We start from the raw sequence: 22,638 nt of genomic DNA on the forward strand, positions 1-22,638 counted from the left end.
CCGGCCGGGACGCCGAGGAGTCACGGCGCGCCGGTCGGCGTCGCGGCCAGCGGGGCGGCGCGGCCGCCGCGGGGGTGGCGGGCGGCGGCCATCGCGGCCAGACCGGCGCCGGTGAGCGCGGCGGTGTACGGCGCGGCGGCCGGCTGCACCGCGATCCGCAGGGTCTGGGACAGGGCGGCGATCAGGTCCGGTCGGGCCGCGCCGTCACCGACCAGCACCATGCCCCGGGCCAGGGCCGCCAGGGCGGTCGGCCGGACGGCCGGCTGCTGGTAGATCTCGCGGACCAGCCGGGCGGCGACGGTGGCCAGCACGTGTACGGCGGCGCCGTCGGTGATGTCGCGGGTGCCGAAGTCGGTGCGGCGGGCGGCGACCAGCTGCCCGTCGTCGAGGAGACCGATCTCGGTGACCTGCGCGCCGATGTCGGCGAGCAGCAGGGCGCCGGCGGCCGCGCCGGCGCCGATGGCGGCGGCGCGGAGGGTGTCGATGAACAGCAGCCGCCGCGGCGCGAGCGCGGCGGTGAGCACCTCCCGCATGGCGTACTCGTCGGCCGGCGTCGCGGACACCGGGCGGCAGGCCACCACGAACGGCTCCGCCTCGACCGGGGGACGGAACCGGTGCAGCAGTTGGCGCAGCGCGCTGGTGCAGGCCGGGGCGTCGACGAGGCGTCCGCGCCGCACCAGGGGCGCCCCCTGGCCGGGGCCGCCTCCGGTGGGGACGCTGACGGTGCCCCGGCCCAGGCCCCACAGCCGCAGGTGGGAACTGCCGGCGTCGACCGCCAGCAGCGCGGGGCCCGTACCGCGGTCGGCGGTGACCGGGCCGCGGCGGGCTCCCGGCTGCGGTCGGTCGACGGTGGTCCTGGCCGGCATGCCGCCCTCACTTTCCGCGAAACGACCTCCAGCTTGGGCCGGCGGCCCGGCGGCGACAGCGGAGCCGACGGGCCAACAACCGCGCCGCAGCTTGCCGGCCACCGGCAAGGCGGCGGGCGCGGCGGCGACGGTTGGCCGGTCCGCGTGCGGCGCGGCTATGGTGTGCCGCATGCGAGTCCCCCAGCAGCGACGCACCGTCGAGCAGCCCGCCGGGCTGCCGATGCTGGTCGTCGCCGCCGTACTCGCGGTGATCTTCTCGCCCGGTCGCGCGGTGGGGCTGTGCATCGTCTACCGGCTGGCGAAGCGGGCGGTTCCGGGTTGCGTCCCGGCGTGGTCGGCGGACCGGGCTCCGCCGGCCCGGCTCGGCATCGCCTGACGTCCACCACCGCCACGGCCCGCCCGGCCGTCGGTCCTCCTCCGCTGTCCCGAGCCGTCCCCGTCCGCGTACCGGCCCGTTCGGGCAGCGCCCCGCCGCCGGTCGCGACCAGCTCCGGCCGGCGGCACGACCCGCCCGGAAGGGTGCTGACATGCTCAACCCCGGCGCCTACGCCCGTGACGGGCTGCGGCAGATACTCACCATCGACCTGGGCACGGCCCACGTACGGATCTGGTCGCCCGCCCTCGGCCGGGTGGTCGAGGAACCGACGGTCGTCGCCTGGGGACCGCCCGGTTCCCGGCGCGCCGTCGGCCGGGCCGCCGTCGAGCTGGCCGACCGCACCGGCGCTCCGCTGGTGTGGCCGCTGCGGCACGGCGTGGTGGACCACTTCGCCGCCTGCGTGCACCTGCTGCGGGTGCTGACCGTCGCCCACGCCGGCTCCGGCGCGCCGCACACCCCCGTCCTGGTCGGGGTGCCCGCCACCGCCACCCTGCGCCAGCAGCAGCGGCTCACCGCCGCCGTACGGCGGGCGACCGGTGGCCGGGTCAGCACCGTGGAGGAGCCGCTCGCCGCGGCGCTGGCCTGCCGGGCCGGCCTGGACACCGAGGACCTGATGGTCGTCGACATCGGACAGGGCCGCACCGAGGTCGCCCGGATCACCGACGGCACGGTCACCGCCGCGGCCCGGGCCGACGGCTCGAACGACGTCGACCAGGTGCCCGCCATCGCCGCGGCGGTCCGGCGGCTCGGCGAGCACACCCACCGGCCCGGCCCGCGACGGCTCCTGGTGACCGGCGGCGGGGCGGCCACCATCGGCGTCGCCGCCCGGCTCGCCGCGCTCACCAGCCGCGCCGTCACCATGCCACCCGACGTCCGGCTCGCCACCATCCAGGGGCTCGCCCTGCTGGCCCAGGCCCGGCCGCCGCACGCCGACGGCCGTCCGGGCCAGCCCGGCGCCTGACCCAGCGAGAGGAGCGGGAATCCGCCATGCAGATCGAGGTCGTGCCGCTGCCCGGGATCGGGCTGCGCCACACGTTCACCACCGAGCAGGGGCGCCGGGTCGGGGTGGTCACCCACCACGCCGGCGGGCTGCGCCGCCTGGTCCACGACGATCCCACCGATCCGGACCGCAGCTGCGACCTGCGGTTGACCCGGACCGAGGCGCTCGCCCTCGCCAACCTGCTCGGCATCCTCGACGTCGTGCAGCCCGACGCCACCGGCTGACCGCGGTGGCCGCGTCCGCCGTCGGATCGACCCTCCGGCCGGCGGTGGATGAGAAACCGCGCTGCGCTGACTATCGTGTGACCCAGGGTGACCGGGAGGGATCGCGGACCGTGCGGCAGCGGCTGATCGCGGGGCGGTACCGGCTGCTGGACCTGGTCGGGACCGGGGGGATGGGCCGGATCTGGCTGGCCCGGGACGAGATGCTGCACCGGGATGTCGCGGTCAAGGAGATCCGGCCGCCGGCCTGGCTGACCGAGTCCGAACGGGACGAGGTGCGGCTGCGGACGCTGCGCGAGGCGCGCACCGCGGCCCGGCTCAACCACCCGAACGTGGTCCGGATCTACGACGTGGTGCACGACGGGGACAGCCCGTGGATCGTGATGGAGTACGTGCGCTCCCGCTCGGTGCACCAGATCCTCGCCGCCGACGGGCCGCTGAGCCCGCGACGTACCGCCCGGATCGGGCTGGCGGTGCTCGCCGCGTTGCGCGCCGCGCACGCCGCCGGCGTGCTGCACCGCGACGTGAAGCCGCACAACGTACTGGTCGCCGACGACGGCCGGGTGGTGCTGACCGACTTCGGCCTGGCCACCTTCGACGGCGGGGACGGCGCGATGACCGGGCCGGGCATGGTGCTCGGCTCGCCGCAGTTCGTCGCCCCGGAACGGGCCCGGGACGGGATCTCCGATCCGCGCACCGACCTGTGGTCGCTCGGCGCGACCCTCTACGCGGCCGTCGAGGGGCGGGCCCCGTACGCCCGGCCCAGCGCGATGGCGACGCTGAGCGCGCTGGCCACCGAGCCGCCGGATCCGATGCGCCGGGCCGGCGTGCTCCGGCCGGTCCTCACCGGACTGCTGCAACGCGACCCGTGGCGGCGGCTGACCGCCCTCGAGGCCGAACCGCTGCTGCGCGCCGCCGCCGACCCGGACCGGCCGGCCGCCGCCCGGCCACCGACGGCGGAGCCGGCGCCACCCCCGGCGGCCGGCCCGACCCGGCCGCGGCCCGCTGCCGGCGCGACCGGCCCGGTCCCCGACGGCACGCCGCCACCGGCGCGGGCGGAGCCGGCCGGGCGTGCGGTGCGGCGCGCGCGGTCGACGCGGCTGCGGCGCCTCGTGGCGGCGGGCCTGGCCGCCACCCTGCTCGCCTCGGTCGGGGTCGCGCTCAGCCTCGCCGGACGGACCGGCGAGCCGCTGACCGCCCCGTCCGGCTCCGGTGCCGGTGCCACCGACCGGCCCCGGCCCGCCGCGTTCGCCTGTGCGGCGACGCCGCCGCCCGGTGCCGCACCGGTGCCGTCGGTGCCCGCGCCGGCGGGCGCGTTCCGGCTGGTGGACAACTGGACCTGGCACGTGGACCCGGCCGGCTACCGGATCGCCGCCCCGGTGGCCTGGCTGCGCTGGACCGACGGCGCGGCGACCTGCTTCCGGGAGCCGGACGGGGCCCGCGTGCTGAGCGTGGAGGCCGGTCCCCGGCGGGCCGACCCGGTCGCCTGGTGGCGGGCCGAGGAGCGGCGGCTCACCGGGGGCGGTGCGCTCCCCGGCTACCAGCGCTACGACCTCGCGGCACTGGACATGTTCCGGGGCGCCGCGATCTGGGAGTGCGCCTGGATCAGTGCGGCCGGGGACCGGGTGCACACCGGCCGGCTGCTGGCGAACGTCTCCGCCGACCGGGCGTACACCGTCTCATGGCTGACAAAAGAGTTCGACTGGCAGGTCAACACGGCATACTTCGCGATGATCCGGCAGAGCTTCACCCCCCTGCCCTGACACCGTCCCCTGTGGACCCGTCCGGGCGATGCCCGCGCGGCACGGCTCTGAACTACAGTGGCGTAGTTTTGGCGCTCAAGATCCCTGGGGAGGGTGAGCCGAGATGATGGGACCGTCCCACGCGCTGTCCGGCGCTGCGGTGTGGCTGGCCGGGTCGTGGGCGCTGGACCACTTCGCCGACTACCACCAGTCCCCGCTCGCGCTCGCCGTCGGCACGGCGGTCTGCGCGGGCGGCGCGCTCTTCCCCGACCTCGACCTGTCCGGCAAGGTCACCCGCAACCAGGGCGGTGCCACGGTGGCCCGCACCTTCGGGGTGTTCTCGCTGTTCATCGCCGAGGTGATGGAGAAGATCTCGCTCGGCGTCTACTACGCCACCAAACTCAGCCGCGACCCGCGCCGCAGCAACGGGCACCGCACCCTGACCCACACCATCCCGTTCACCCTGCTGGTCGGCTGGGGCACCACCGCGCTCTGCGCCGCGTACGGCAAGTGGGCGGTGATCGGCATCCTGTTCTTCATGATCGGGCTGGCGCTGCGCGGGCTGTTCGACGAGTGGGCCGAGCGGGCCGGCTGGGTGATCGTGACCCTGGTGTCCGCCGGCTCGGCCTGGTTCGTCGCCGCCAACCTGCCCGGCGGCCGGGGCTATCCGCTGATCGGCACCGCCGTCGGCGTGGGCTGCTTCGTGCACATCCTCGGCGACATGATCACCAAGGCCGGGGTGCCGATCCTCTGGCCGATCCCGATCAAACGTCGGATGTGGACGATGATCGGCCTGCCGAACAGCATCGCGCTGCGGGCCGGCAGCAAGACCGAGGTGGTCGTGGTGCGCGCCGCGCTGACCGTGATCGCGGTGCTGGCCGCCGCCGGGCTGGTCGCCCCGTCGGTGCTGCAACGCTTCAACATTCAAGTATGACCGACCGGCCCGCCCCCGCGGCACCGCTGTCCGGGGCCGACGACGCCGAGGTGCCGGCGTTCTGGCGCGGGCTCGGCCTGCCCGGGCTGGCCGACGTGCACGTGCACTTCCTGCCGCCCCGGCTGCTGCGCCGGGTGTGGGCGTACTTCGACGCGGCCGGACCGCTGGTCGGCACCGAGTGGCCGATCCGCTACCGGTGGAGCGACGCGGAACGGGTGGCGCACCTGCGCCGGCTCGGCGTCCGGGCGTTCAGCGCGCTGGCGTACGCCCACAAACCCGGCATGGCCGCGGAGCTGAACCGGTGGACGCTCGACTTCGCCCGGGCCACCCCGGGCTGCCTCCCCTCGGCCACCTTCTTCCCGGAGCCGACGGCCGCCCGGTACGTCGCCGACGCGCTGGCCGCCGGCGCCCGGGTGTTCAAGGTGCACGTGCAGGTCGGCGGGTTCGCGCCGACCGATCCCGCGCTGGACCCGGTCTGGGGGCTGCTGGCCGAGGCCGGGGTGCCGGTCGTGGTGCACGCCGGGCACGCCCCGGTCGGCACCGCGCACACCGGGCCGGAGCCGTTCGCCGCGGTGCTCGCCCGCCACCCCCGGCTGCCCGCGGTGGTGGCCCACCTGGGCGCGCCGGACTACCGGGCCTTCCTGGACCTGGCGGAGGCGTACGAGCGGGTCCGGCTGGACACCACGATGGCCTTCACCTCGTTCTTCGACCGGTTCGTGCCCTTCCCCACCGACGAGCTGCCCCGGCTGCGGGCCCTCGGGCTGGCCGGCAAGGTGCTGCTGGGCAGCGACTTCCCGAACCTCCCCTACCCGTACGCCGAGCAGGTGGCCGGGCTGGCCCGGCTCGACCTCGGCGACGACTGGCTGCGCGCGGTCTGCTGGCACAACGCGGCCGCCCTGTTCCGGTTGGACTGACCCGCCACTCAGTCCAGCGCCGTCGCCGCCCAGCGGACCAGCAGTTCCAGCACCGGGCGGCGGCCGGCCATGATCTCGGCCTCGTCGCGCCGGTCGTACGTCTGCCCGGTCGGGCCGCCCAGCCGGGTGAGCATCAACGGGGCCAGCCAGACGTACTTGGCCGCCCCGGTGAGCCGGACCGCGCGGGTGACCGTCGCCGGGTCGACCGCGCGGCCGAGGCCGGCCCGGTACCCGTCGAGCACGGTGGCCGCCACCTCGTCGAGCAGCGCGACGTCGACCAGCCCGTCCAGGAAGGTGTCCAGCACCAGGTTGGCCGCGTCCTCGCCGACCGGGCCCGGCCCCACGCCGGACCAGTCCAGCAGCACCGGACCGGCGTCGGCGAAGACCAGGTTCATCGGCCACACATCGTGGTGGCACAGGGTGCGCGGCAGCCGGTCGGTGGCGGCCACCACGTCGTGCCGCCGCTCCCAGAGCCGGCGCAGGGCCGCCCGCAGCGGCGCCGGCCAGGCGGCGACGGCCACCGGGTGCTCCCAGGGCACCGGCTCGGGCACCGGCCGGCTCAGGGTGTAGTCGCGCAGCCAGTCCCGGGCCAGCCAGTCCGGCGCCCGGTCCGGCCCGGGCCGGGCCCGGCCGGGCGGGTCGGCGAGCCAGCGGGCGTGCCCGGCGCCGAGCCGGCCGGCCACCTCGCCGAGGTCGGCGGCCGAGCAGGCGGTGCCGGGCCGGCCGGGCGCGTCGGTCAGCCAGAGCGCCACCGTCCCGTCCGGGCGGTCCTCGACCGCGAGCGGCGCCGGTGCGGCCAGTCCGGGGTACGCGGTGGTGGCCAGGCCGCTGCGGTATGCCTCGACCTCGCGTCGCCAGTAGTTCCAGTGACCCGGGTCGGCGCTGCCCGCCCAGTGCGTCGGGCCGGGCCGGCCGGGCGGGGCGAGCAGCTTCAGCACGGCCGGCCGCCCGTCGCGGCGGGTACGCCAGATGCCGCCGGTCACCCCGTTGAGGGTGTTGTGCGTCAGCGACTCGGCCGGCGCGTCGGCGGGCACCAGGTCGACCGGGGGACGTGCCATCGCGCCCGGTCTAGGAGGTCGCGCCCGTGCGGTGGACCGGCGCGGACGCCGGGAACCGGGCCGGCCGGCGGCGGAGCGATCGTTCGGCCCACCGGCCGCCCTGGACGGTCAGCGCGTAGGCCGACACCGGGGCCACCACGGCGAGCGCGGCGAGCACGCCGGCCAGCCCGACGCCGGCCGGAGACCCGCCGGTGGCCAGCCCGACGGCGGCGGCGTACAGGGCCGCCAGCACCATCGCCGCCGTGGTGCCGGCCAGCGTCCGGGCCAGCGGGCCGCGCCGCCGGCCGGCCGCCTCGCCGAGCAGCACCGCCGGGGCGAAGAGCAACGGCACCAGGACGGCCCCGAGCAGGGCGGCGATCAGCAGCAGTAGCGGCCCGGCCAGCGGACCGCCGGCGTCGGCGCCGGTGGCCAGCGCGTACCCGAGCAGGGCGAGACAGCCGAGCAGGCCCTCGGCGGTGAACACCAGCCAGGCGGCCACCGCCCCGGCGACGTGCCGGCCCATCGCGACGAACATCGGACCCCCCGTGTGCGGCACGGACGCCGCCTGGGGAGACGATATCCCGCCCGACGACTCGTTGCCGGGCACCCGCTCCGCGACGAGCAGCCAGCCGGCGCCGACCACCTACCCGTCGATCCCGGCGACGAACGGCAGGTGCGTCTCCGCGTGGGCGGCCACCCAGCCGGCATACGCCCCGAGCTTGTCCCCGCCGATGCCGCGCAGTTCCGCGAGCACCGCCACATCCGCCGCGCTGGCCCTCCGCACGATCACTCGGCGGAGTCTGGGCGGGTCGGTCCCCGGCGGCGCCCGCACCGGCCCGGCTGGTGGTCGCTACCGGGCTGGCACGTCAGCCTTCGTTCCGGCGGACGGGCGTAGTGCGGCGGCGTCACGGGAGGCCATCGCCCCGAGCAGGCGCGTACCGCGCTGGTGGAGCAGGCGCACGACGAGACCGGGGACCGTGGACAGGATGCCGGTGGCCAGGAGGAGGGCGGAGAGTCCGGTCGCCCACCACCGGCCCGCGACGACCGCGCCGATGACGCCCGGGACGACGGACGCCAGCACGACGAGCGGGAAGATCGTCATCTGCCCGCCGGTCGGATCGCCAGCTCGCTGGCCAGGGTAGACGCGATCGCGAGCGTCGGCACCCACGGCAGGCATCATGACCGCGAGGAGCGGTGCCACGGTGCAACCGACAGCGGCCGCGACGACGGCGCCGCCGACCGCGACCCCACCCACGGGCGAGGCGGTCAGTGCCCACAACACGGCCGCCAACGCGACGGATGGCGCGCCGAACAGCAGTGCCCACGCCAGCATCCGCCCGTGCACGTCGGCCTTGACGGCACCTGGCGTGGTGAGGACCTGCCACAGCGCCGTGCCGTCCAGGGCATAGGTGTTGATCGCCACCATCGCGCCGAACACCGCTACCGCCGGACCGACGAACGGCAACGCCCAGTTCCAGCCGGCGACCGCGATGATCGGGGCCATGAGCAACGGGGTCAACCAGGCACTGCGCAACTCCACGCCGCGCGCCGGATCACGTAGCCAGGTGGCCAACTCTCGGGCAGCGACCGCCCTCACCTGCGGCGCCACACCCGACCCGGGCAGTCCGCGTCCGGGCGCGGCGGGCCGGTTCGGGGTCGCCCGGCGAGGCGGCCGACGCAGGGCGTGCGCCGTCAACGCGATCCAGCCCAGCTGCAGTAGGACGCCCACGGCCAGCAGGACGGCCAGCGGCATCACCACCCCGCCCCACCCGGCGCCGTCGCGGGCGCTGATCGCCGCGCGGTATCCCCACCCGGTGGGCAGCAGCGTGAGCAGGTCGACCAGGGAAGCCGGCAGCTGCCCCGGGGTGAGGGCGGTCAGGGCGATGTCACCGTCGCGGAGACGCGGCAGCAGCCACGCCGCGACCGGTACCCATCCGGCGAACGACAGCGCCAGCATGATCGCGGTCTGGACGGCGGCCAGTGTCATTCCGGCCCGGGTCTGCAGCAGCCAGGCCGCCAGCGCCGCCACCGTCTTGCCCGCCCAGACCAGCAGATACAGCTGGGTCAGCGCCGCTGCCCCGGCGGTCGCGACCGCCGCAGGGCCGGCCGGCGCGGCCAGGACCAACAGAGACAACAGGCACGCCAGGGTGATCAGCGGGCCGACCCCCAGCAACTCGGTCCACGACAGGGCTCGCGCCAGCCGCCACGACGGGACCGGGTAGCCGCGTAGCCACTCCCGCGAGAGGACCGACGGTTCGTGGCGAGGCTGGGCCAGCGGCCCGAGCACCCACATGCCACCCCACCCGGTCAGCGCCGCCGCGATCCAGCCCTCGTGCAGCACGCCGCGGGCGACCCCCGAAGCGCCCGCGACCACCAGTGCCGCCAGGACCAGCCCGGCGACCAGACCGAACCCGCGCTCGTCGTGCGGGCCGTTGCGGAACAGCCGCAGCTTGAGCGCGAACAGCGTGCGGGTCACGCCAACCACTCCAGCGGGCGCACCGGGTCGGCGCCCACCAGCGCGACGAACCGCTCATTGAGCGTCGAGCCGGCGGCCACCTCCTCCACCGGACCCTCGACGAGTACCCGCCCACCGGCCACGACCGCCACCCGGCGGCAGTTGCGCTCGACGAAGTCCATGATGTGGCTCGACAGCAGCACGGTGCCGCCGGCGTCGACGTACTGCTTGAGTACCTGCTCGATGGAGCGGGCGGAGACCGGGTCGATCGCCTCGAACGGCTCGTCCAGCACGAGCACCCGCGGACGGTGCAGCATCGCCAGCGCGAGGTTCATCTTCTTCCGCATGCCCGTGGAGTACTCCACGATCAGCGTGCGCGGAACCGCGTCCAGGCCGAGGATCTCCAGCAGGTCACCCGCCCGCGTCTGCCAGCCGTCATCCAGGCCACGCAGGCCGGCGCTGTAGCGCAGCAGCTCCGTGGCGGTCAACCGCTCGGGCAGCGACAGCCCGTCCATCATGATGCCCAGTTGGGTGAGTGCCGCGTCCCGAGCGGTACGCAGGTCGTGACCGGCGATCCTGATCGTCCCCGAGGTCGGCTCCCGTAGCCCGCAAACGGCCGTGAGGGTGGTCGTCTTACCTGCCCCGTTGGGCCCGACAATGCCGTAGAACATCCCCGACGGGACGCTCAGGCTCAGCCTGTCGACAGCAAGTACGTCGCCGAAACGTTGGGTGAGATCTACCACTTCGATGGCGGGGCTGGCTGGATCAGGCACGATGCGGCGACGTCCTCACCTGAGTCGGAGCTGGTTACCGACAGCCTTCCGCGCCGCGCCGCCGGAGATCAACGGCACGTTTTGCTCCGCGCCATTACCCCGGACTTATAGATCGGCAGATACGAATGGAGTGGCGCACTGGAACATCGTGCGCGGCTACCGCCGCGCCGCCCGCACATTGACCCACACCGCTTCCGGCATCGCCCACCCGCACGACACCACCCTGGCTCGGTGAGCACCAACCGGCCACGGGCAACGCCTTCACCGAGTTACGAGACGTCCCTCAGACGCCGACCCGCTGGGGCGGGACGGTGAGACCGTAGAGCGCCATCAGCTCCGGGGTGTCCACCCGGCTGCCGTCGGCCACCGAGTCGCACGAGATGTCGACGATCTGGTCCTTGTGCGCCAGCAGGTACGGCCGGGCGCCGACGTCGGCGCTGGCCAGGGTGGCGATGCCGGACCAGTGCCGGCGGCCGAACAGCATCGGGTAGCCGCGCAGCCCGCCGTAGGTGGCGCAGACCAGCACGTCCGGGTACGGCAGGGCGACCACCCGGCGCACCGCGGCGGCGGTCAGGCCGGGCATGTCGACCGGCACCACCACTACCGCCTCGATCGCCTCGTCGTCCAGCGCGGCCAGGCCGGCCCGGATGGACGAACCGACGCCGGTCCCCCAGGCCCGGTTGACCACCACGGTCGCCCCGGTCAGGTCCGCCGTCTCGCGGACCTGGTCGGCCGCGGCGCCCAGCACGACCACGAGCGGTGCGCAGCCCGCCTCGGCCATCGTGTCGATCATCCGGCTGACCAGCGGCTTCTCCCCCTGGTGCAGCAGGGCCTCCGGGCCGCCGATACGGCGGCCGCCGCCCGCGGCGATGATCATTCCTGCGATCCGGTTCAGCTGCGCCCCCTCCACCGTGGAGCGGACCGCGCCGCGAAGGCACGATCCACCCCGTCGTACGGACATCGGGAGCAACGAGGAGGGGGCGGATCGGGTAGCGGGGCGAAAAGGGAAAATAGTGCAACCGTTATTCACCGGACCGATCGCCAGGAGCTGAGCCGACGGTCAGACCGGACGCGACCGGCCGGCGTGCGCCGCGAGGGGTCCGGCCGGCGCCGGCCGACCGTCAGGCCGCGTCGGCGTAGCAGTCGACGATGGACAGGTCGAGCGGGAACCGCACCGGCGTCGCGCCGAACAGCAGCGCGGTGGCCCGCTCGCCGGCCCGGCGCACCGCCTCGGCCACCGCGCCGGCCAGCTCCGCCGGGCAGTGCACGATCACCTCGTCGTGCTGGAAGAAGACCAGCTCCGCGTCGCTGCCGGCCAGCTCGCCGCGGAGGGTGGCCAGCAGCGTGGCGGCCCACTCGGCGGCGGTGGCCTGGATGACGAAGTTGCGGGTGAAGCGGCCCCGGGACCGCGCCGCCCGGGCGCGCGACGACTGCGGGTCGGCCCCGGCGTCCGGGTCGCCCTCCTCGCCGTCGGCGAACCCGGCCGTCCCTGGTGGGCAGGTGCGCCCGAGCCAGGAGCGGACCAGCCCACCGGCCTCGCCGGTGCGGGCGGCCGCCTCGACGTAGCCGAACGCCGTCGGGTAGCTGCGGCGCAGCACCGCCAGCGCCGGCACCGCGGCGCCGCCGGTCTGCCCGTACATCGCGCCGAGCAGGGCCACCTTGGCCCGGGCCCGGTCGCCACCGAACGCGTCCTGGGCGAGCGCGGCGTAGAGGTCGCCGGCCCCGCCGGCCGCGGCGAGCCGGGCGTCGCCGGAGACCGCGGCGAGCACCCGGGGCTCCAGCTGGCCGGCGTCGGCGACCACGAACCGCCAGCCCGGATCGGCCACCACCGCCCGCCGGATCACCTTCGGGATCTGCAACGCGCCGCCGCCCCGGGTGGCCCACCGGCCGGAGACCACGCCGCCGGGCACGTACTCCGGCTGGAACCGGCCGTCGCGCACCCAGGCGTCGCGCCAGGCCCAGCCGTGCGCCGTCCAGATCCGGTAGAGCTCCTTGTATTCCAGGACCAGCGGCACCGCCGGGTGGTCCACCCCGCGCAGCACCCAGGCCCGGGTGTTGGGCAGCTCCACGCCGGCCCGGGCGAAGGCCCGCAACAGCTCCGCCGGGGAGTCGGCGTGCAGTTGCCGTACGCCGAACGCGTCGGCGATCCGGGCGGCCAGCTCGGCCAGCCGGCGGGGTGGGCCGCCGACCGGGGACGGCTCCCCGAGCAGCTCGGCGAGGATCTCGTCGTGCACCTCGACCCGCCAGGGCAGGCCGGCGGCGCCCATCTCCACCGCGATCAGCGCGCCGGCCGACTCGGCGGCGACCAGCAGCCGGAACCGGCCGGGGTGCTCGGTGGCGGCGATCCGGGCGAGCTGGTCGGCGTACACCTCGATCAGGGCGTCGAGGCCGGGCCCCGGCGGGCCGGGCAGGGTGTCGAAGAGCGCGTCCTGGCCGTGGCCGGGTGGCGCGGCCGGGCGCGGCGGCGGGTCGGCCGGCACCGGGGCGCCGGTGCGCCGGGCCCAGGCGGCGGCCAGCGACCGCGGCTCGCCCCAGCGGCCGGCGTGGCCGAGCAGCAGCGCCTCGGTCAGCTCGACGTCATGGCAGCGCTCGACCCGCACCCCGGCGCGCAGCAGGGCCGGGTAGACCGCCGCGCCGGACGCCCAGACCCACCGGGGGTGCTCGGCGCGCTCCCGGGCGGCCACCGCGGCCGCCAGGTCGGCGGCCGGCTCGACCGGGCCGGCCGGGCGGCCGGCCGCGTCGAGCGGGCACAGCGCTCCCCCACCCCGCTCGTCGGACACCACGGCCACCAGCACGGACGCGATTCTGCCCCGGCCCTCCGACACTCCCCGCCCCGCACCCGTCACCCGCTGCCCGGAACCGGAACGAGTGGCCGATCCCCGTGGAATGGCCACTCGTTCCGGGACGCGCGGGGGTGGGGCTACTTCACGGCGCCGGAGGTGAGGCCCGACTGGATCTGGCGCTGGAAGATGGCGTACACGATGATCATCGGCAGGATGGAGAGAGTGAGTGCGGCGAACAGGGCCGCCCAGTCCGCCTCGTAACCGGCCGAGGTAGAGATGCTGGCGATGCCCTGGGTGAGCACCCACTTCTGGTCGGCGCCCTGGCCCTGCATGAGCGCCACCGGCAGCAGGTACTGGTTCCACTGGCCGATGATGTTGAAGATCGCGATGCTGACCAGGCCCGGACGGGCCATCGGCATCATGATCCGGAAGAACAGCCGGGTGTGCGACGCGCCGTCGATCATCGCCGCCTCCGCCACCGACTGCGGCAGCGTCTTGAAGAACGCGGCCAGGAAGAACACGGTGAACGGCAGCGAGTACGCGATGTAGACCAGGATCAGGCCGGTGTAGGTGTTCAGCAGGCCCAGGTTGTTGACCACCAGGAAGAGCGGCACCAGGGCGAGGAAGACCGGGAACGCCAGCCCGGAGACGAACAGGTAGTAGATCACCCGGTTGCCCGGGAACGGGTAGCGGGCCAGCACGTACGCGGCCATCGACCCGAACAACATGGTCCCGGTGGTGCTCAGCGTCACCACGAGGACGCTGTTGAGGAAGTACCGCCCGACGTTCGCCTCGCTCCACGCCCGGGCGTAGCTGCTGAAGTTGAAGACCTCCGGCAGCGCGAACGGGTTGCCGAGGAAGATCTCGGTGTTGCTCTTGAACGAGGCAAGGATGGTCCAGATCAGCGGCGCGACCACGAGGATCGCCCAGACCAGCAGTGCGATGTGCCCGAGGCCGCTGAGCAGACCGACCTCGGCGCGCTGCCCGCGCCGGCCGAGTCGGCCCCGCCGGGGGTCGGGGGTGCCCGGGCCCGCCGGGGCGGCCGGGGCGCTCGGTGCAATTTCCGTCGTCATCGAGAACCCCGCCTTACAGCTCGATCGTGTCACGCCGGCTGACGCGCAGGGTGAGCGCCGCGAACGTGATCGTCAGGAAGAACAGCGCCACGCCCATCGCCGAGGCGTAGCCGAACTGGGAGTAGCTGAACGCGTTGCGGTAGATCTCCATGCCGAGCACCGTGGTGGCCCCGTCCGGGCCGCCCTGGTCGACCGAGAGCACCTGCACGATGGCGAACGCGTCGAAGGCGGCGATGCCGAGGTAGACCCAGGCGACCTGGAGGGTGTCCCAGAGCAGCGGCAGGGTGATCCGGAAGAACATCGCCGACCGGCCGGCCCCGTCGATGGTCGCCGCCTCGTAGATGTCCTTCGGCACCGACGCCATGCCGGCGGAGAAGAGCACCACGTAGAAGCCGACCGCCTGCCAGACCAGCACGCCGATGATCGACCAGAGCGCGATGTCCGGGTTGGCCATGAACAGCACCGGGTCCAGCCCGAACAGCCCGAGCGCACCGTTGAGCAGTCCGCTGTCGTCCGGGGCGTACACCCGGCTGAAGATCACGCCGACGATGACCACGGCCAGGACCTGGGGGAAGAAGAACACCACCCGGTAGAACCTCGACCCCCAGACCCCGGTCATCACGCCGCCCCGGCTCCCCCCGCCCACGTTGAGCATGAAGGCGAAGAAGAGCGCGAGGACGATCGTGAGCAGCGGCATGGCAAGCAGCAGGACACCGTGGTGCCGGACCGCTTTCCAGAAGATGTCGTCGGACAGCAGCCGCTCGAAGTTCTCCAGACCGATGAACTTCGGGTTGGCGCTCACCCCCCGCCAGTTGGTGGTGGCGAGATAGAACGCCTGGGCGTACGGCCCGATGACGAAGGTCACGTAGATCGCGACCGGCACCGCCAGGAAGCCGACGATGAACGGGTACCTGCCATGCCGCATGGTTGTCGTCTCCGCTCGTTCCTACGCCCGGCTCAGCGCTTGAACTTCTCGATCGAGGAGTCCTTCTTCACCGCGTCCGCCACCTTCTGCATCCGCTCGCAGAACTTGTCGGCGGTGCCACCGTTGAACATCAGCTCGTTGGTGGCCGCCCGCGCCTCGTCGTCGAGCTTCTTGTACCAGGTGTCGAAGCGGTAGGCGAAGTAGTCGCTGCCGGCCGCCGACAGCATGGCGTTGCCGCTGGTGAGGCCGGGCGAGATCTCCAGGCCGTCGACAGCGCCCTTGACCACGGTGAGCACCTTGGTCAGCTCGGTGAAGCCCTTCGCGCCCTCCTTGGAGAGCATGTGCCGCAGGTACTCCATGCCGCCGCGCGGGTTCTTGCCCTTCGAGGCGACGAAGTACATCTCGCCGGCCGCGGCGTAGATGGCGGTCTGCGGCAGCTTGTCGGAGGTGGTCACGCTGGGCACCGGCATGACGGCGTACTTGAAGCCGGGCGGGGTGTCCTTGGCCTGCTCGTTCTCCAGCCAGGAGCCGCTCGGGTAGAACGCCACCTTGCCCTGGTTCTGCTGGAGCTGGACCTCGGTGTGCTTGAGGCCCAGGTGCGCCTTGTTGCCGTACTTGGCGCCGATCTCGGCCCAGGCCGCGGCGGCCTGCTTGACCGGCTCGGCCTGCCAGGCGCCGTCCTCCAGGTTGTCGATGTTCTTCAGCACGTCCGGTCCGCCGATCTTGGCGGCGCTGGTCAGGATGACCAGGTACTGGTAGTACGCGGCGTTCGCCCCGGCGTACGAGTACGGGGTGATGCCGGCCGCCTTGATCTTGTCGCAGAGCGCGGTGAAGTCGGCCCAGGTCTTCGGCGCGGTCCAGCCGTTCTTCTCGAACAGCGCGCTGTCGTACCAGAGGCCGAAGACCGTGAAGGCGTAGTTGAGCACGTACGGCTTGCCGTTGAAGGTGCCCTGCTCGACGGTGCCGGGGATCAGGGTGTCCTTGACCTTCGTGCCCGGGTTGTCCAGCGACGGGGCGTCGAACAGCTCGGTGAGGTCCTGCACCTGGCCGGCCTGCACCAGCGCGCCCTGGTCCATCAGCTTCGAGCCGGCGTTGTTGACCATGTCCGGCGGGGTGTTGCTGGTGAACCGCGGCTGCAGGACGGTGGCGATCTCCTCCGCCTGGGAGAACTTCACCTCCGCCTTCGGGAACTTCTTCTTGTACGACGGGACGTGCACGTCGGTGGCGTACTTGGTGCCCAGGCCACCGTTGAAGATGACCACCTCCAGGGGGGCGTCCTCCTTGACGCCCAGCGGGTTCTCCGCGGACTTCTCGCCGGCGGCCTGCTCGGTTGGCTCGTCATCGCCGCCGGAGACGCAGCCGCTCAGCAGGCCGGCGGCCGGGGTGGCCAGCAGGCCGACCGCGGCGGCCCGGCGCAGCACGGTCCGGCGGCTCAGGTCGGCCGGGTTCTCGGGGGTAATCGACATCGTCGTCTCTCCTTGAGGTGTTCGGGTCAGGCGGTCCGCCGGAGGCGCCCGGCGTACCGCGACTCGAGGGCGAGGTTGTGCTCGTCCCCGCCGGGGACGTTGGCGGAGAGGTAGATAGGGGGTACCTCTCCGGCCTGGTGGAACCGTCGTACGACCTCGGCGGTCAACAGCTGCGCCAGCAGCGCCGCGGTGACCGAGGAGACCGCACAGACCGCGCCGCCGCCCTCGAGCGGCAGCAGTGCGTCGCCGTACGGCGCGCCGTTGTCCAGCACGACGTCGGCGAGGTCGGCGAGCCGCCGGCCGGACGGGTGCCGCGGGGCGACCCGTGCCGTGTGCTCGACCGAGGTGACCGCGATCAACGGGTGACCGCGCCCGGTGACCAGCGCCGCCAGCTCGACCACCGAGCCGTTGATGCCGGACTGGGACGCCACCACGAACACGTCCTGCGGCTGCGGGGCCGCCAGGGCGTAGATCTGGTGGGCGATGGTGGGGTCGCGCTCCAGCTTCGGATCGGCCAGCACGTCGCGCGGGGCGTCGCCGTGCAGCACCAGGTCGTGGATGGAGAGCCGGTTGGTGGGGACCAGGCCGCCGGCCCGGGCGACCAGTTCGGCGGCGAACGCCTCGGAGTGCCCAGCCCCGAACGCCTGGAGCACGCCGCCCGCGCGCAGGCTCGCGGCGATCAGGTCGGCCGCCCTGGCGATCCCGTCCGCGCTGCTGTCGACCAGCCGGTCGAGCACCGGACGGACCGCTTCCGCGTACCCCTGGGCGCTGATCATGCGCGGGCCTCCCTCGCGGCCTTGTGCCCGTCGACGGCCTGGGCGGTACGCCGGAAGGCCGCGTGGGCGCGGTCGTGGGTGCGCTGGGCCACCGCGATGTAGAGCAGGTCGAGCACGACCAGCTGCGGGTGCCGGGCGGAGAGCGCGTCCGGGCGGAAGGTGGTCGCCTGGCTGGCGGTGACCAGCACGAGGTCGGCCAGCTCGGCCAGCGGCGAGCGGGGGAAGCCGGTGAGCGCGACGGTGGTGGCGCCGCGGCTGCCCGACTCGGCGAGCACCTCGATGGTCTCCCGGGTCTGCCCGGTGTGCGAGATGCCGAGCGCCACGTCGCCGGGGCGCAGCAGCGCCGCCGAGGCCAGCCCGGAGTGCACGTCGTTCCAGGCCCACGCGGCCACGCCGATGCGGTGCAGGCTGAACTGCATCTCCTCGCCGACCAGGGCGCTGCCGCTGGCGCCGAAGATGTTCACCCGGGAGGCCCCGGCGATGGCCACCGCGGCCCGCTCCACCTCGGCGAGGTCGAGCAGCGCGGCGGTGTCGTGCATCGCCCGGGTGTCGGCGGCCATGATCTGGTCGAGCACCCGCTCCAGCGGGTCGTTGGGCTGGATCTCGCGTCCGATGTCGACGGTCCAGCCCGCCGAGCGGGCCCGCCCGGTCTCGGCGGCGATGCCCAGCCGCAGGTCGGCGTAGCCCTCGAAGCCCATCGCCCGGCAGAACCGGGTGATGGTCGCCGGCGAGGTACCGCTTCGCTCGGCCAGTTCCACTATGGTCGCCCTGGCGGCCGCCTCCGGGTCGCTCAGCACGTGCTCGGCGACCCGGCGCAGCGCGCCGGTCAGCTCGTCGAGGCCGGAGCGCACCCGGGCCAGCACCCCGTCGGAGGGCAGCGCGCCCCGTCGGTCGAACGCGTCGGCGTCGACCACCGCGGTCCCCGCGGAGGTGTCCACCTCGTGATCAACCATGGGACGCCTTTCCGAAAAGACTGTTAACTGTTAGTGGTAAAAGTTCTTACTGACAGCCCCTCCGTGTCAAGGCCGTGGGCGAAGTTTTCAAACTGTTACCTGGCGCACAGCCGGCCGGCGGTCTGCGACCTTGCCTGCCGCGACCGGGCCGACCAGCATGAATGCGCCACAGCAGCGCAGCGGGAGGGGTCCGAGCCGATGTCCGACACCGTCGTGGTTGGTCTCGACGTCGGGGGTACGTCCACCCGGGCGACCGCCCTCACCCTGGACGGCCGGCGGCTGGGCGACGGCCGGGCCGGCGGCGGCAATCCGACCAGCCACGGTGCCGACCGGGCGGCCGCCGAACTCCTCGCCGCGTTGCGCGGCGCGCTCGCCGCCACCGATCCCGGTCGGGTCCGCGCCGGCACCATCGGCCTCGCCGGAGCCGGCCGGCTGCTCGCCGACCCCGCCGGGCGGGCGGCCTTCGACCGGGCCTGGCACGACGCCGGCCTGCGCTGCCCGTACGCGGTGCACGGCGACGCCCTCGTCGCGTACGCCTCGGGCACCGCCGCCCCGGACGGCACGGTGCTCATCGCCGGCACCGGCGCGATCGCCGCCCAGGTCCACGACCTGCGCCTGGACCGGGTGGCCGACGGCCACGGCTGGCTGCTCGGCGACGCCGGCTCCGGATTCTGGCTCGGCCGCGAGGCGGTCCGCCGGCTGCTGGCCGACCTGGACTCCGGCCGGGCGCCCGACACCCTGGGCCGGCAGGTGCTCGGCGACCTGCTCGACACCACCGAGGTGGCGGCCCGACCCCGGGACACCGTCGACACGCTGGTCCAGGCGGTCACCCGGCGCCCGCCGGTGGAGTTGGCCCGGCTGGCCCCGCGCGTGGTCGCCGCCGCGGTGGCCGGGGAGCCGACCGGGCGCGCGCTGATCAGCGAGGCCGCCGGTCACCTGGTGGAGAGCGTGACCCGGATCCGGCCGGCCGGCGCGCTCACCCCGATCGTGCTCGGCGGCGGGCTGCTCACCGGCGACACCCCGCTCGCCGCCGCCGTCCGCGCGGAGGCGGCCCGGCGCTGGCCGGACGCGCCGCTGCGCTCGGCCGGCGACGGCGCGGCCGCCGCGGCCTGGCTCGCCGCCCGGGACCTGCCCGAAGTGGACGACCCGACCGCCTTGCACGCCCTCCTCGTCCCGACTCCCACCTGACCCACCCCGGCGGGCCCGCGTCCCGCGTCCCGCGTCCCGCGTCCCGCGTCAAGATCGTGCTCGATCCTTGATGTAGTGACCTCCGACGGCCCGGGAGGGGACTACATCACGGATCCAGCGCGATCTTGACGGGCTACGGGGTTCGCAGGGTCTCCCGGAGGCGGGCGAGGACGTGGGAGCGCCAGCCGCCGGCGAGCAGGTCGCGGGTGCGGCGCTGGATCGGGTCGTCGGGGTCGAAGCCGGCGTGTTCCAGGAAGAGCCGGGTGCCGCGCCCCTCGGCGACGAGCGTCCAGGTCACCACGGTGTCCAGCCGGCCGCCGCGCCAGGCCCAGCGGAGCAGGCGGGGCGGGTCGAGGTCGAGCACCTCGCAGTGCACCGTCCCGTCGAACTCCTGACCGGGCCGGGGGTCGGTACGGAAGGTGAACCGCCGCCCCACCTCGGGGACGAAGTCGTTCGGCATGAGCCAGCGGGCGAGCAGATCAGAATCGGTCAACGCCCGCCAGACCGTGGCCGGCGGGTGGGGCAGGAACTCGTCCACCGCGATGGTGTCACTCATCGGGCACCTCCGCCAGCACCTCGCGCAGCCGGGTGAGCCGATCGCGCCAGAACCGCTCGTACGGGGTGAGCCAGTCGACCACCTCGCGCAGCGGCTCGGGTCGCAGCGAGTAGAGCCGCTGCCGGCCGACGGGCTGCTCGACGACCAGGCCGGCCTCCTTGAGCACCCGCAGGTGCTCGGAGAGGCTGGGCCGGCGCATGGCGAAGTGCTCCGCCAGCCGGTGCACCGGCTGCTCCCCCCGTTCCAGCAGCAGCCGGAGCACCGCCCGCCGGGTCGGGTTGGCCAGCGCGGCGAAGACGTCCGGCTCAGACACGGGTGGACTGGAGGACGATGCCGTTGCCGTCCGGGTCGTCGAAGGTGGCGTACCGGCCCCAGGGGGCGATCTGGATGCCGCCGTCGGCGAAGGCGACGCCGCGCTCGCGCAGCCGCGCGACGTCGCCGTCGAGGTCGTCGGTCTCCAGCACCAGTCCCTTGAGCGAGCCGGGCGGCATGGTCGGGAACCAGGTGACCAGGGTCAGCGCGGTGGCGGCGCCCTTCGGCGCCACCTGGATCCAACGGCCGCTGGGCCCCATCGGGTTGTCGAAGACGAGGTCGAAGTCGAGCACGTCGACGTAGAAGTCGCGGGCCCGGTCCTGGTCGCTCACCGGCACCGAGACCAGCTGCACATGTGTGATCGCCATGTCACCCACAATAGGTAGGAGATTCCCTACCGGTCAATCCGCCGCTCCGGCGGTCGATGATCGGTCACGGACTCGGGTTACTTCAACTGACCAGCCGTCAGGCCCGCCTGGATCTGCCGCTGGAAGGCGACGTACACCGCCAGCACCGGCAGCGTGGCGATGGTCAGCCCGGCGAAGAGCCCGCTGTAGTCGCCCTGGTAGCCCTGGCTGACCGCGAGCGCGGCGAGCCCCTGGGCCAGCACCCACTTGGAGTCGTCGCCCTGCATCAGCACCTGCGGCAGGATGAACTGGTTCCAGTGGCTGAGGAAGTTGAAGATGGCGATGCTGATCAGACCCGGTCGGGCCATCGGCAGCATCACCCGGAAGAAGAGCCGGAAGTGACCGCACCCGTCGATCAGCGCCGCCTCGGCCACCGCGGTCGGCAGGGTCCGGAAGAAGGCGGTCAGGAAGAACACCGTGAACGGCAGCGAGTAGGCCGCGTAGACCAGCATCAGCCCGGTCCAGGTGCCGAAGAGGCCGGCGTTGCGCACCACGAAGAAGAGCGGCACGAGGGCCAGGAAGACCGGGAACATCATCCCGCCGACGAACAGGTAGTAGAAGACCTGCCGGCCGGGGAACTCGTACCGGGCGAAGACGTACGCCGCCGTCGCGCCCATCAGCATGGTCAGGGTGAGCGATCCGGTGACCACGATCGCGCTGTTCAGGAAGTACTGGCCGATGTGCGCCTCGGTCCAGGCGCGCGCCCAGTTCTCGAACCGCAGCGCGCCGGGCACGCCCCACGGGTCGGACAGGATCTCCCCGTCGCTCTTGAACGAGCTGAGGAACATCCAGAGCAGCGGCAGTACCGTCAGCGCGCCCCAGAACAGCAGGAACCCGTGCGAGAAGAGGTTGGCCACCCCGATCTCGCCGCGCGGCTTGCGGCCCTGCGGCGCCGGCCGGCCCGCCGCGGCCGTGCCGTCGGTGGCGGGCTTGTCGACAATGGTCACGAGAACTCGATCCGATCACGCCGGGCGGCCCGCAGGGCCAGCACCGCCACCGACAGGGTCAGGAAGAACAGCACCACGCCGATGGCCGAGGCGTAGCCGAACCTGTTCTCGCTGCCGAACGCGGTCTCGTACATCCGCAGACCGATGACGTCGGAGGAGAAGTTGGGGCCGCCGTTGGTCATCTGCTGGATCAGGATGAACCCGTCCAGCGCCGCGATGGCCAGGTAGATCCAGGCGACCTGCACGGTGTCCCAGAGCAGCGGGATGGTGACCTTGCGCAGCGTGGTCCAGCGGGACGCGCCGTCGAGCATCACCGCCTCGTAGATGTCGCGCGGGATGGCCGACATGGCCGCGCCGAAGAGCACCACGTAGAAGCCCACGTTGCTCCAGATCATCACCGCCAGCACGCACCAGAAGGCCGTACGGGGGTCGCCGAGCCAGGTCGGGGTGGGCAGCCCCAGCGCGCCCAGGGCGCCGTTGAGCAGGCCGCTGTTGGGGTGGTAGACCTCCCGCCAGAGCAGGGCGATGATGACCACCGAGAGCACCTGCGGAAAGAAGTAGACCATCCGGTAGAACGAGGTGCCGCGCACGCCGGTCACCCCGGCCCGGCCCTTGCGACCGCCCATGGCGAGCATGCTGGCGAAGAAGAGGCCCAACGCGATGGTCACCACCGGCACCACGGCCAGCAGCCACGCGTTGTTCTTGAGCGCGTTCCACACCCGCTCGTCGTCGAGCAGCCGCTCGAAGTTGGCCAGCCCCACCGGGTTGGCCTCGGCCGAGTAGCCGAGCCAGTCGGTGGTCGAGATCTGGAACGCCTGCAGGTACGGCGAGATCACGAAGATGCCGTAGAGCAGCAGCGGTGGCACCAGGAACGTGACGATCAGCGGGTACTTGCCATGTTTCACGAGGACCTACTCCCGGAAGCGGTGGACCG

General features: G+C 73.8%; 25 protein-coding genes. 7 read left to right on the plus strand and 18 right to left on the minus strand.

Annotation, left to right across the window (positions count from 1 at the left end):
- Positions 1-20: 20 nt before the first annotated feature.
- Complete coding sequence (locus Q3W71_RS16945) at positions 21-866, minus strand: rod shape-determining protein (RefSeq protein ID WP_302920295.1); 846 nt, start codon at positions 864-866, stop codon at positions 21-23.
- Positions 867-1,035: 169 nt separating this feature from the next.
- On the opposite strand from Q3W71_RS16945, the gene Q3W71_RS16950 reads away from it, so the two are divergent.
- From Q3W71_RS16950 to Q3W71_RS16975, 6 genes are all read left to right on the plus strand, one after another.
- Complete coding sequence (locus Q3W71_RS16950; RefSeq protein ID WP_302920296.1) at positions 1,036-1,242, plus strand: hypothetical protein; 207 nt, start codon at positions 1,036-1,038, stop codon at positions 1,240-1,242.
- 151 nt (positions 1,243-1,393) lie between these two features.
- Positions 1,394-2,203: a rod shape-determining protein gene (locus Q3W71_RS16955; RefSeq protein ID WP_302920297.1), complete on the plus strand. Its 810-nt coding sequence runs from the start codon at positions 1,394-1,396 to the stop codon at positions 2,201-2,203.
- Between the two features lie 26 nt (positions 2,204-2,229).
- Entirely contained in the window at positions 2,230-2,466 is a 237-nt protein-coding gene (locus tag Q3W71_RS16960) for a potassium transporter TrkA (RefSeq protein WP_302920298.1), read from the plus strand.
- 110 nt (positions 2,467-2,576) lie between these two features.
- Positions 2,577-4,226, plus strand: coding sequence for a serine/threonine-protein kinase (locus tag Q3W71_RS16965; RefSeq protein ID WP_302920299.1), 1,650 nt, complete (start codon positions 2,577-2,579; stop codon positions 4,224-4,226).
- Positions 4,227-4,329: 103 nt separating this feature from the next.
- A complete protein-coding gene (locus tag Q3W71_RS16970) occupies positions 4,330-5,139 on the plus strand; it encodes a metal-dependent hydrolase (protein ID WP_302920300.1) in 810 nt (269 codons plus the stop codon).
- The gene (locus tag Q3W71_RS16975) at positions 5,136-6,053 is read left to right on the plus strand and encodes an amidohydrolase family protein (RefSeq protein WP_302920301.1); all 918 of its coding nucleotides are present in this window, start codon (positions 5,136-5,138) and stop codon (positions 6,051-6,053) included. The genes Q3W71_RS16970 and Q3W71_RS16975 overlap by 4 nt, the downstream gene beginning before the upstream one ends.
- 8 nt (positions 6,054-6,061) lie before the next feature.
- Here the strand turns inward: Q3W71_RS16975 and Q3W71_RS16980 are convergent, their stop codons facing one another.
- The 12 genes from Q3W71_RS16980 to Q3W71_RS17035 form a co-directional block, all read right to left on the minus strand.
- Entirely contained in the window at positions 6,062-7,111 is a 1,050-nt protein-coding gene (locus Q3W71_RS16980) for an aminoglycoside phosphotransferase (protein ID WP_302920303.1), read from the minus strand.
- A 10-nt stretch (positions 7,112-7,121) separates the two neighbouring features.
- Positions 7,122-7,625 (minus strand): hypothetical protein, encoded by a 504-nt coding sequence (locus Q3W71_RS16985; protein ID WP_302920304.1) that lies wholly within the window; start codon positions 7,623-7,625, stop codon positions 7,122-7,124.
- A gap of 108 nt (positions 7,626-7,733) precedes the next feature.
- The gene (locus Q3W71_RS16990) at positions 7,734-7,880 is read right to left on the minus strand and encodes a hypothetical protein (protein ID WP_302920305.1); all 147 of its coding nucleotides are present in this window, start codon (positions 7,878-7,880) and stop codon (positions 7,734-7,736) included.
- A gap of 60 nt (positions 7,881-7,940) precedes the next feature.
- On the minus strand, positions 7,941-9,566 hold the full coding sequence (locus Q3W71_RS16995) for a hypothetical protein (RefSeq protein ID WP_302920306.1): 1,626 nt from the start codon (positions 9,564-9,566) through the stop codon (positions 7,941-7,943).
- Entirely contained in the window at positions 9,563-10,318 is a 756-nt protein-coding gene (locus tag Q3W71_RS17000; protein ID WP_302920307.1) for an ABC transporter ATP-binding protein, read from the minus strand. Before Q3W71_RS17000 ends, Q3W71_RS16995 begins: the two co-directional genes overlap by 4 nt.
- Before the next feature lie 283 nt (positions 10,319-10,601).
- Entirely contained in the window at positions 10,602-11,195 is a 594-nt protein-coding gene (locus tag Q3W71_RS17005) for an NTP transferase domain-containing protein (protein ID WP_088992997.1), read from the minus strand.
- A 244-nt stretch (positions 11,196-11,439) separates the two neighbouring features.
- The gene (locus Q3W71_RS17010; RefSeq protein WP_302920308.1) at positions 11,440-13,143 is read right to left on the minus strand and encodes a bifunctional 3'-5' exonuclease/DNA polymerase; all 1,704 of its coding nucleotides are present in this window, start codon (positions 13,141-13,143) and stop codon (positions 11,440-11,442) included.
- Between the two features lie 95 nt (positions 13,144-13,238).
- Positions 13,239-14,174 (minus strand): carbohydrate ABC transporter permease, encoded by a 936-nt coding sequence (locus Q3W71_RS17015; protein WP_302920309.1) that lies wholly within the window; start codon positions 14,172-14,174, stop codon positions 13,239-13,241.
- Between the two features lie 13 nt (positions 14,175-14,187).
- Complete coding sequence (locus tag Q3W71_RS17020) at positions 14,188-15,099, minus strand: carbohydrate ABC transporter permease (protein ID WP_302920310.1); 912 nt, start codon at positions 15,097-15,099, stop codon at positions 14,188-14,190.
- 32 nt (positions 15,100-15,131) lie between these two features.
- Positions 15,132-16,565: an N-acetylglucosamine/diacetylchitobiose ABC transporter substrate-binding protein gene (gene ngcE, locus Q3W71_RS17025; protein WP_302920311.1), complete on the minus strand. Its 1,434-nt coding sequence runs from the start codon at positions 16,563-16,565 to the stop codon at positions 15,132-15,134.
- Positions 16,566-16,591: 26 nt separating this feature from the next.
- Positions 16,592-17,341 carry an SIS domain-containing protein gene (locus Q3W71_RS17030; RefSeq protein WP_302920312.1) on the minus strand — a complete coding sequence of 250 codons (750 nt, stop codon included), beginning with the start codon at positions 17,339-17,341 and terminating at the stop codon, positions 16,592-16,594.
- Entirely contained in the window at positions 17,338-18,294 is a 957-nt protein-coding gene (locus tag Q3W71_RS17035) for a MurR/RpiR family transcriptional regulator (RefSeq protein ID WP_302920313.1), read from the minus strand. Before Q3W71_RS17035 ends, Q3W71_RS17030 begins: the two co-directional genes overlap by 4 nt.
- Positions 18,295-18,492: 198 nt before the next feature.
- On the opposite strand from Q3W71_RS17035, the gene Q3W71_RS17040 reads away from it, so the two are divergent.
- Positions 18,493-19,482 carry an N-acetylglucosamine kinase gene (locus Q3W71_RS17040; protein ID WP_302920314.1) on the plus strand — a complete coding sequence of 330 codons (990 nt, stop codon included), beginning with the start codon at positions 18,493-18,495 and terminating at the stop codon, positions 19,480-19,482.
- Between the two features lie 133 nt (positions 19,483-19,615).
- Here Q3W71_RS17040 and Q3W71_RS17045 read toward each other — a convergent pair whose 3' ends face one another.
- The 5 genes from Q3W71_RS17045 to Q3W71_RS17065 form a co-directional block, all read right to left on the minus strand.
- Positions 19,616-20,038: an SRPBCC domain-containing protein gene (locus Q3W71_RS17045; protein ID WP_302920315.1), complete on the minus strand. Its 423-nt coding sequence runs from the start codon at positions 20,036-20,038 to the stop codon at positions 19,616-19,618.
- Positions 20,031-20,351: a helix-turn-helix transcriptional regulator gene (locus Q3W71_RS17050; protein ID WP_302920316.1), complete on the minus strand. Its 321-nt coding sequence runs from the start codon at positions 20,349-20,351 to the stop codon at positions 20,031-20,033. Before Q3W71_RS17050 ends, Q3W71_RS17045 begins: the two co-directional genes overlap by 8 nt.
- Positions 20,344-20,718, minus strand: coding sequence for a VOC family protein (locus Q3W71_RS17055; protein WP_302920317.1), 375 nt, complete (start codon positions 20,716-20,718; stop codon positions 20,344-20,346). Before Q3W71_RS17055 ends, Q3W71_RS17050 begins: the two co-directional genes overlap by 8 nt.
- 77 nt (positions 20,719-20,795) lie before the next feature.
- The gene (locus Q3W71_RS17060) at positions 20,796-21,704 is read right to left on the minus strand and encodes a carbohydrate ABC transporter permease (RefSeq protein WP_302920318.1); all 909 of its coding nucleotides are present in this window, start codon (positions 21,702-21,704) and stop codon (positions 20,796-20,798) included.
- Positions 21,701-22,609, minus strand: coding sequence for a carbohydrate ABC transporter permease (locus tag Q3W71_RS17065; RefSeq protein WP_302920319.1), 909 nt, complete (start codon positions 22,607-22,609; stop codon positions 21,701-21,703). Before Q3W71_RS17065 ends, Q3W71_RS17060 begins: the two co-directional genes overlap by 4 nt.
- Positions 22,610-22,638: the final 29 nt, after the last annotated feature.

Origin of the sequence: Micromonospora sp. C28SCA-DRY-2, from assembly GCF_030519475.1 — a bacterium.
Classification (GTDB): domain Bacteria; phylum Actinomycetota; class Actinomycetes; order Mycobacteriales; family Micromonosporaceae; genus Micromonospora.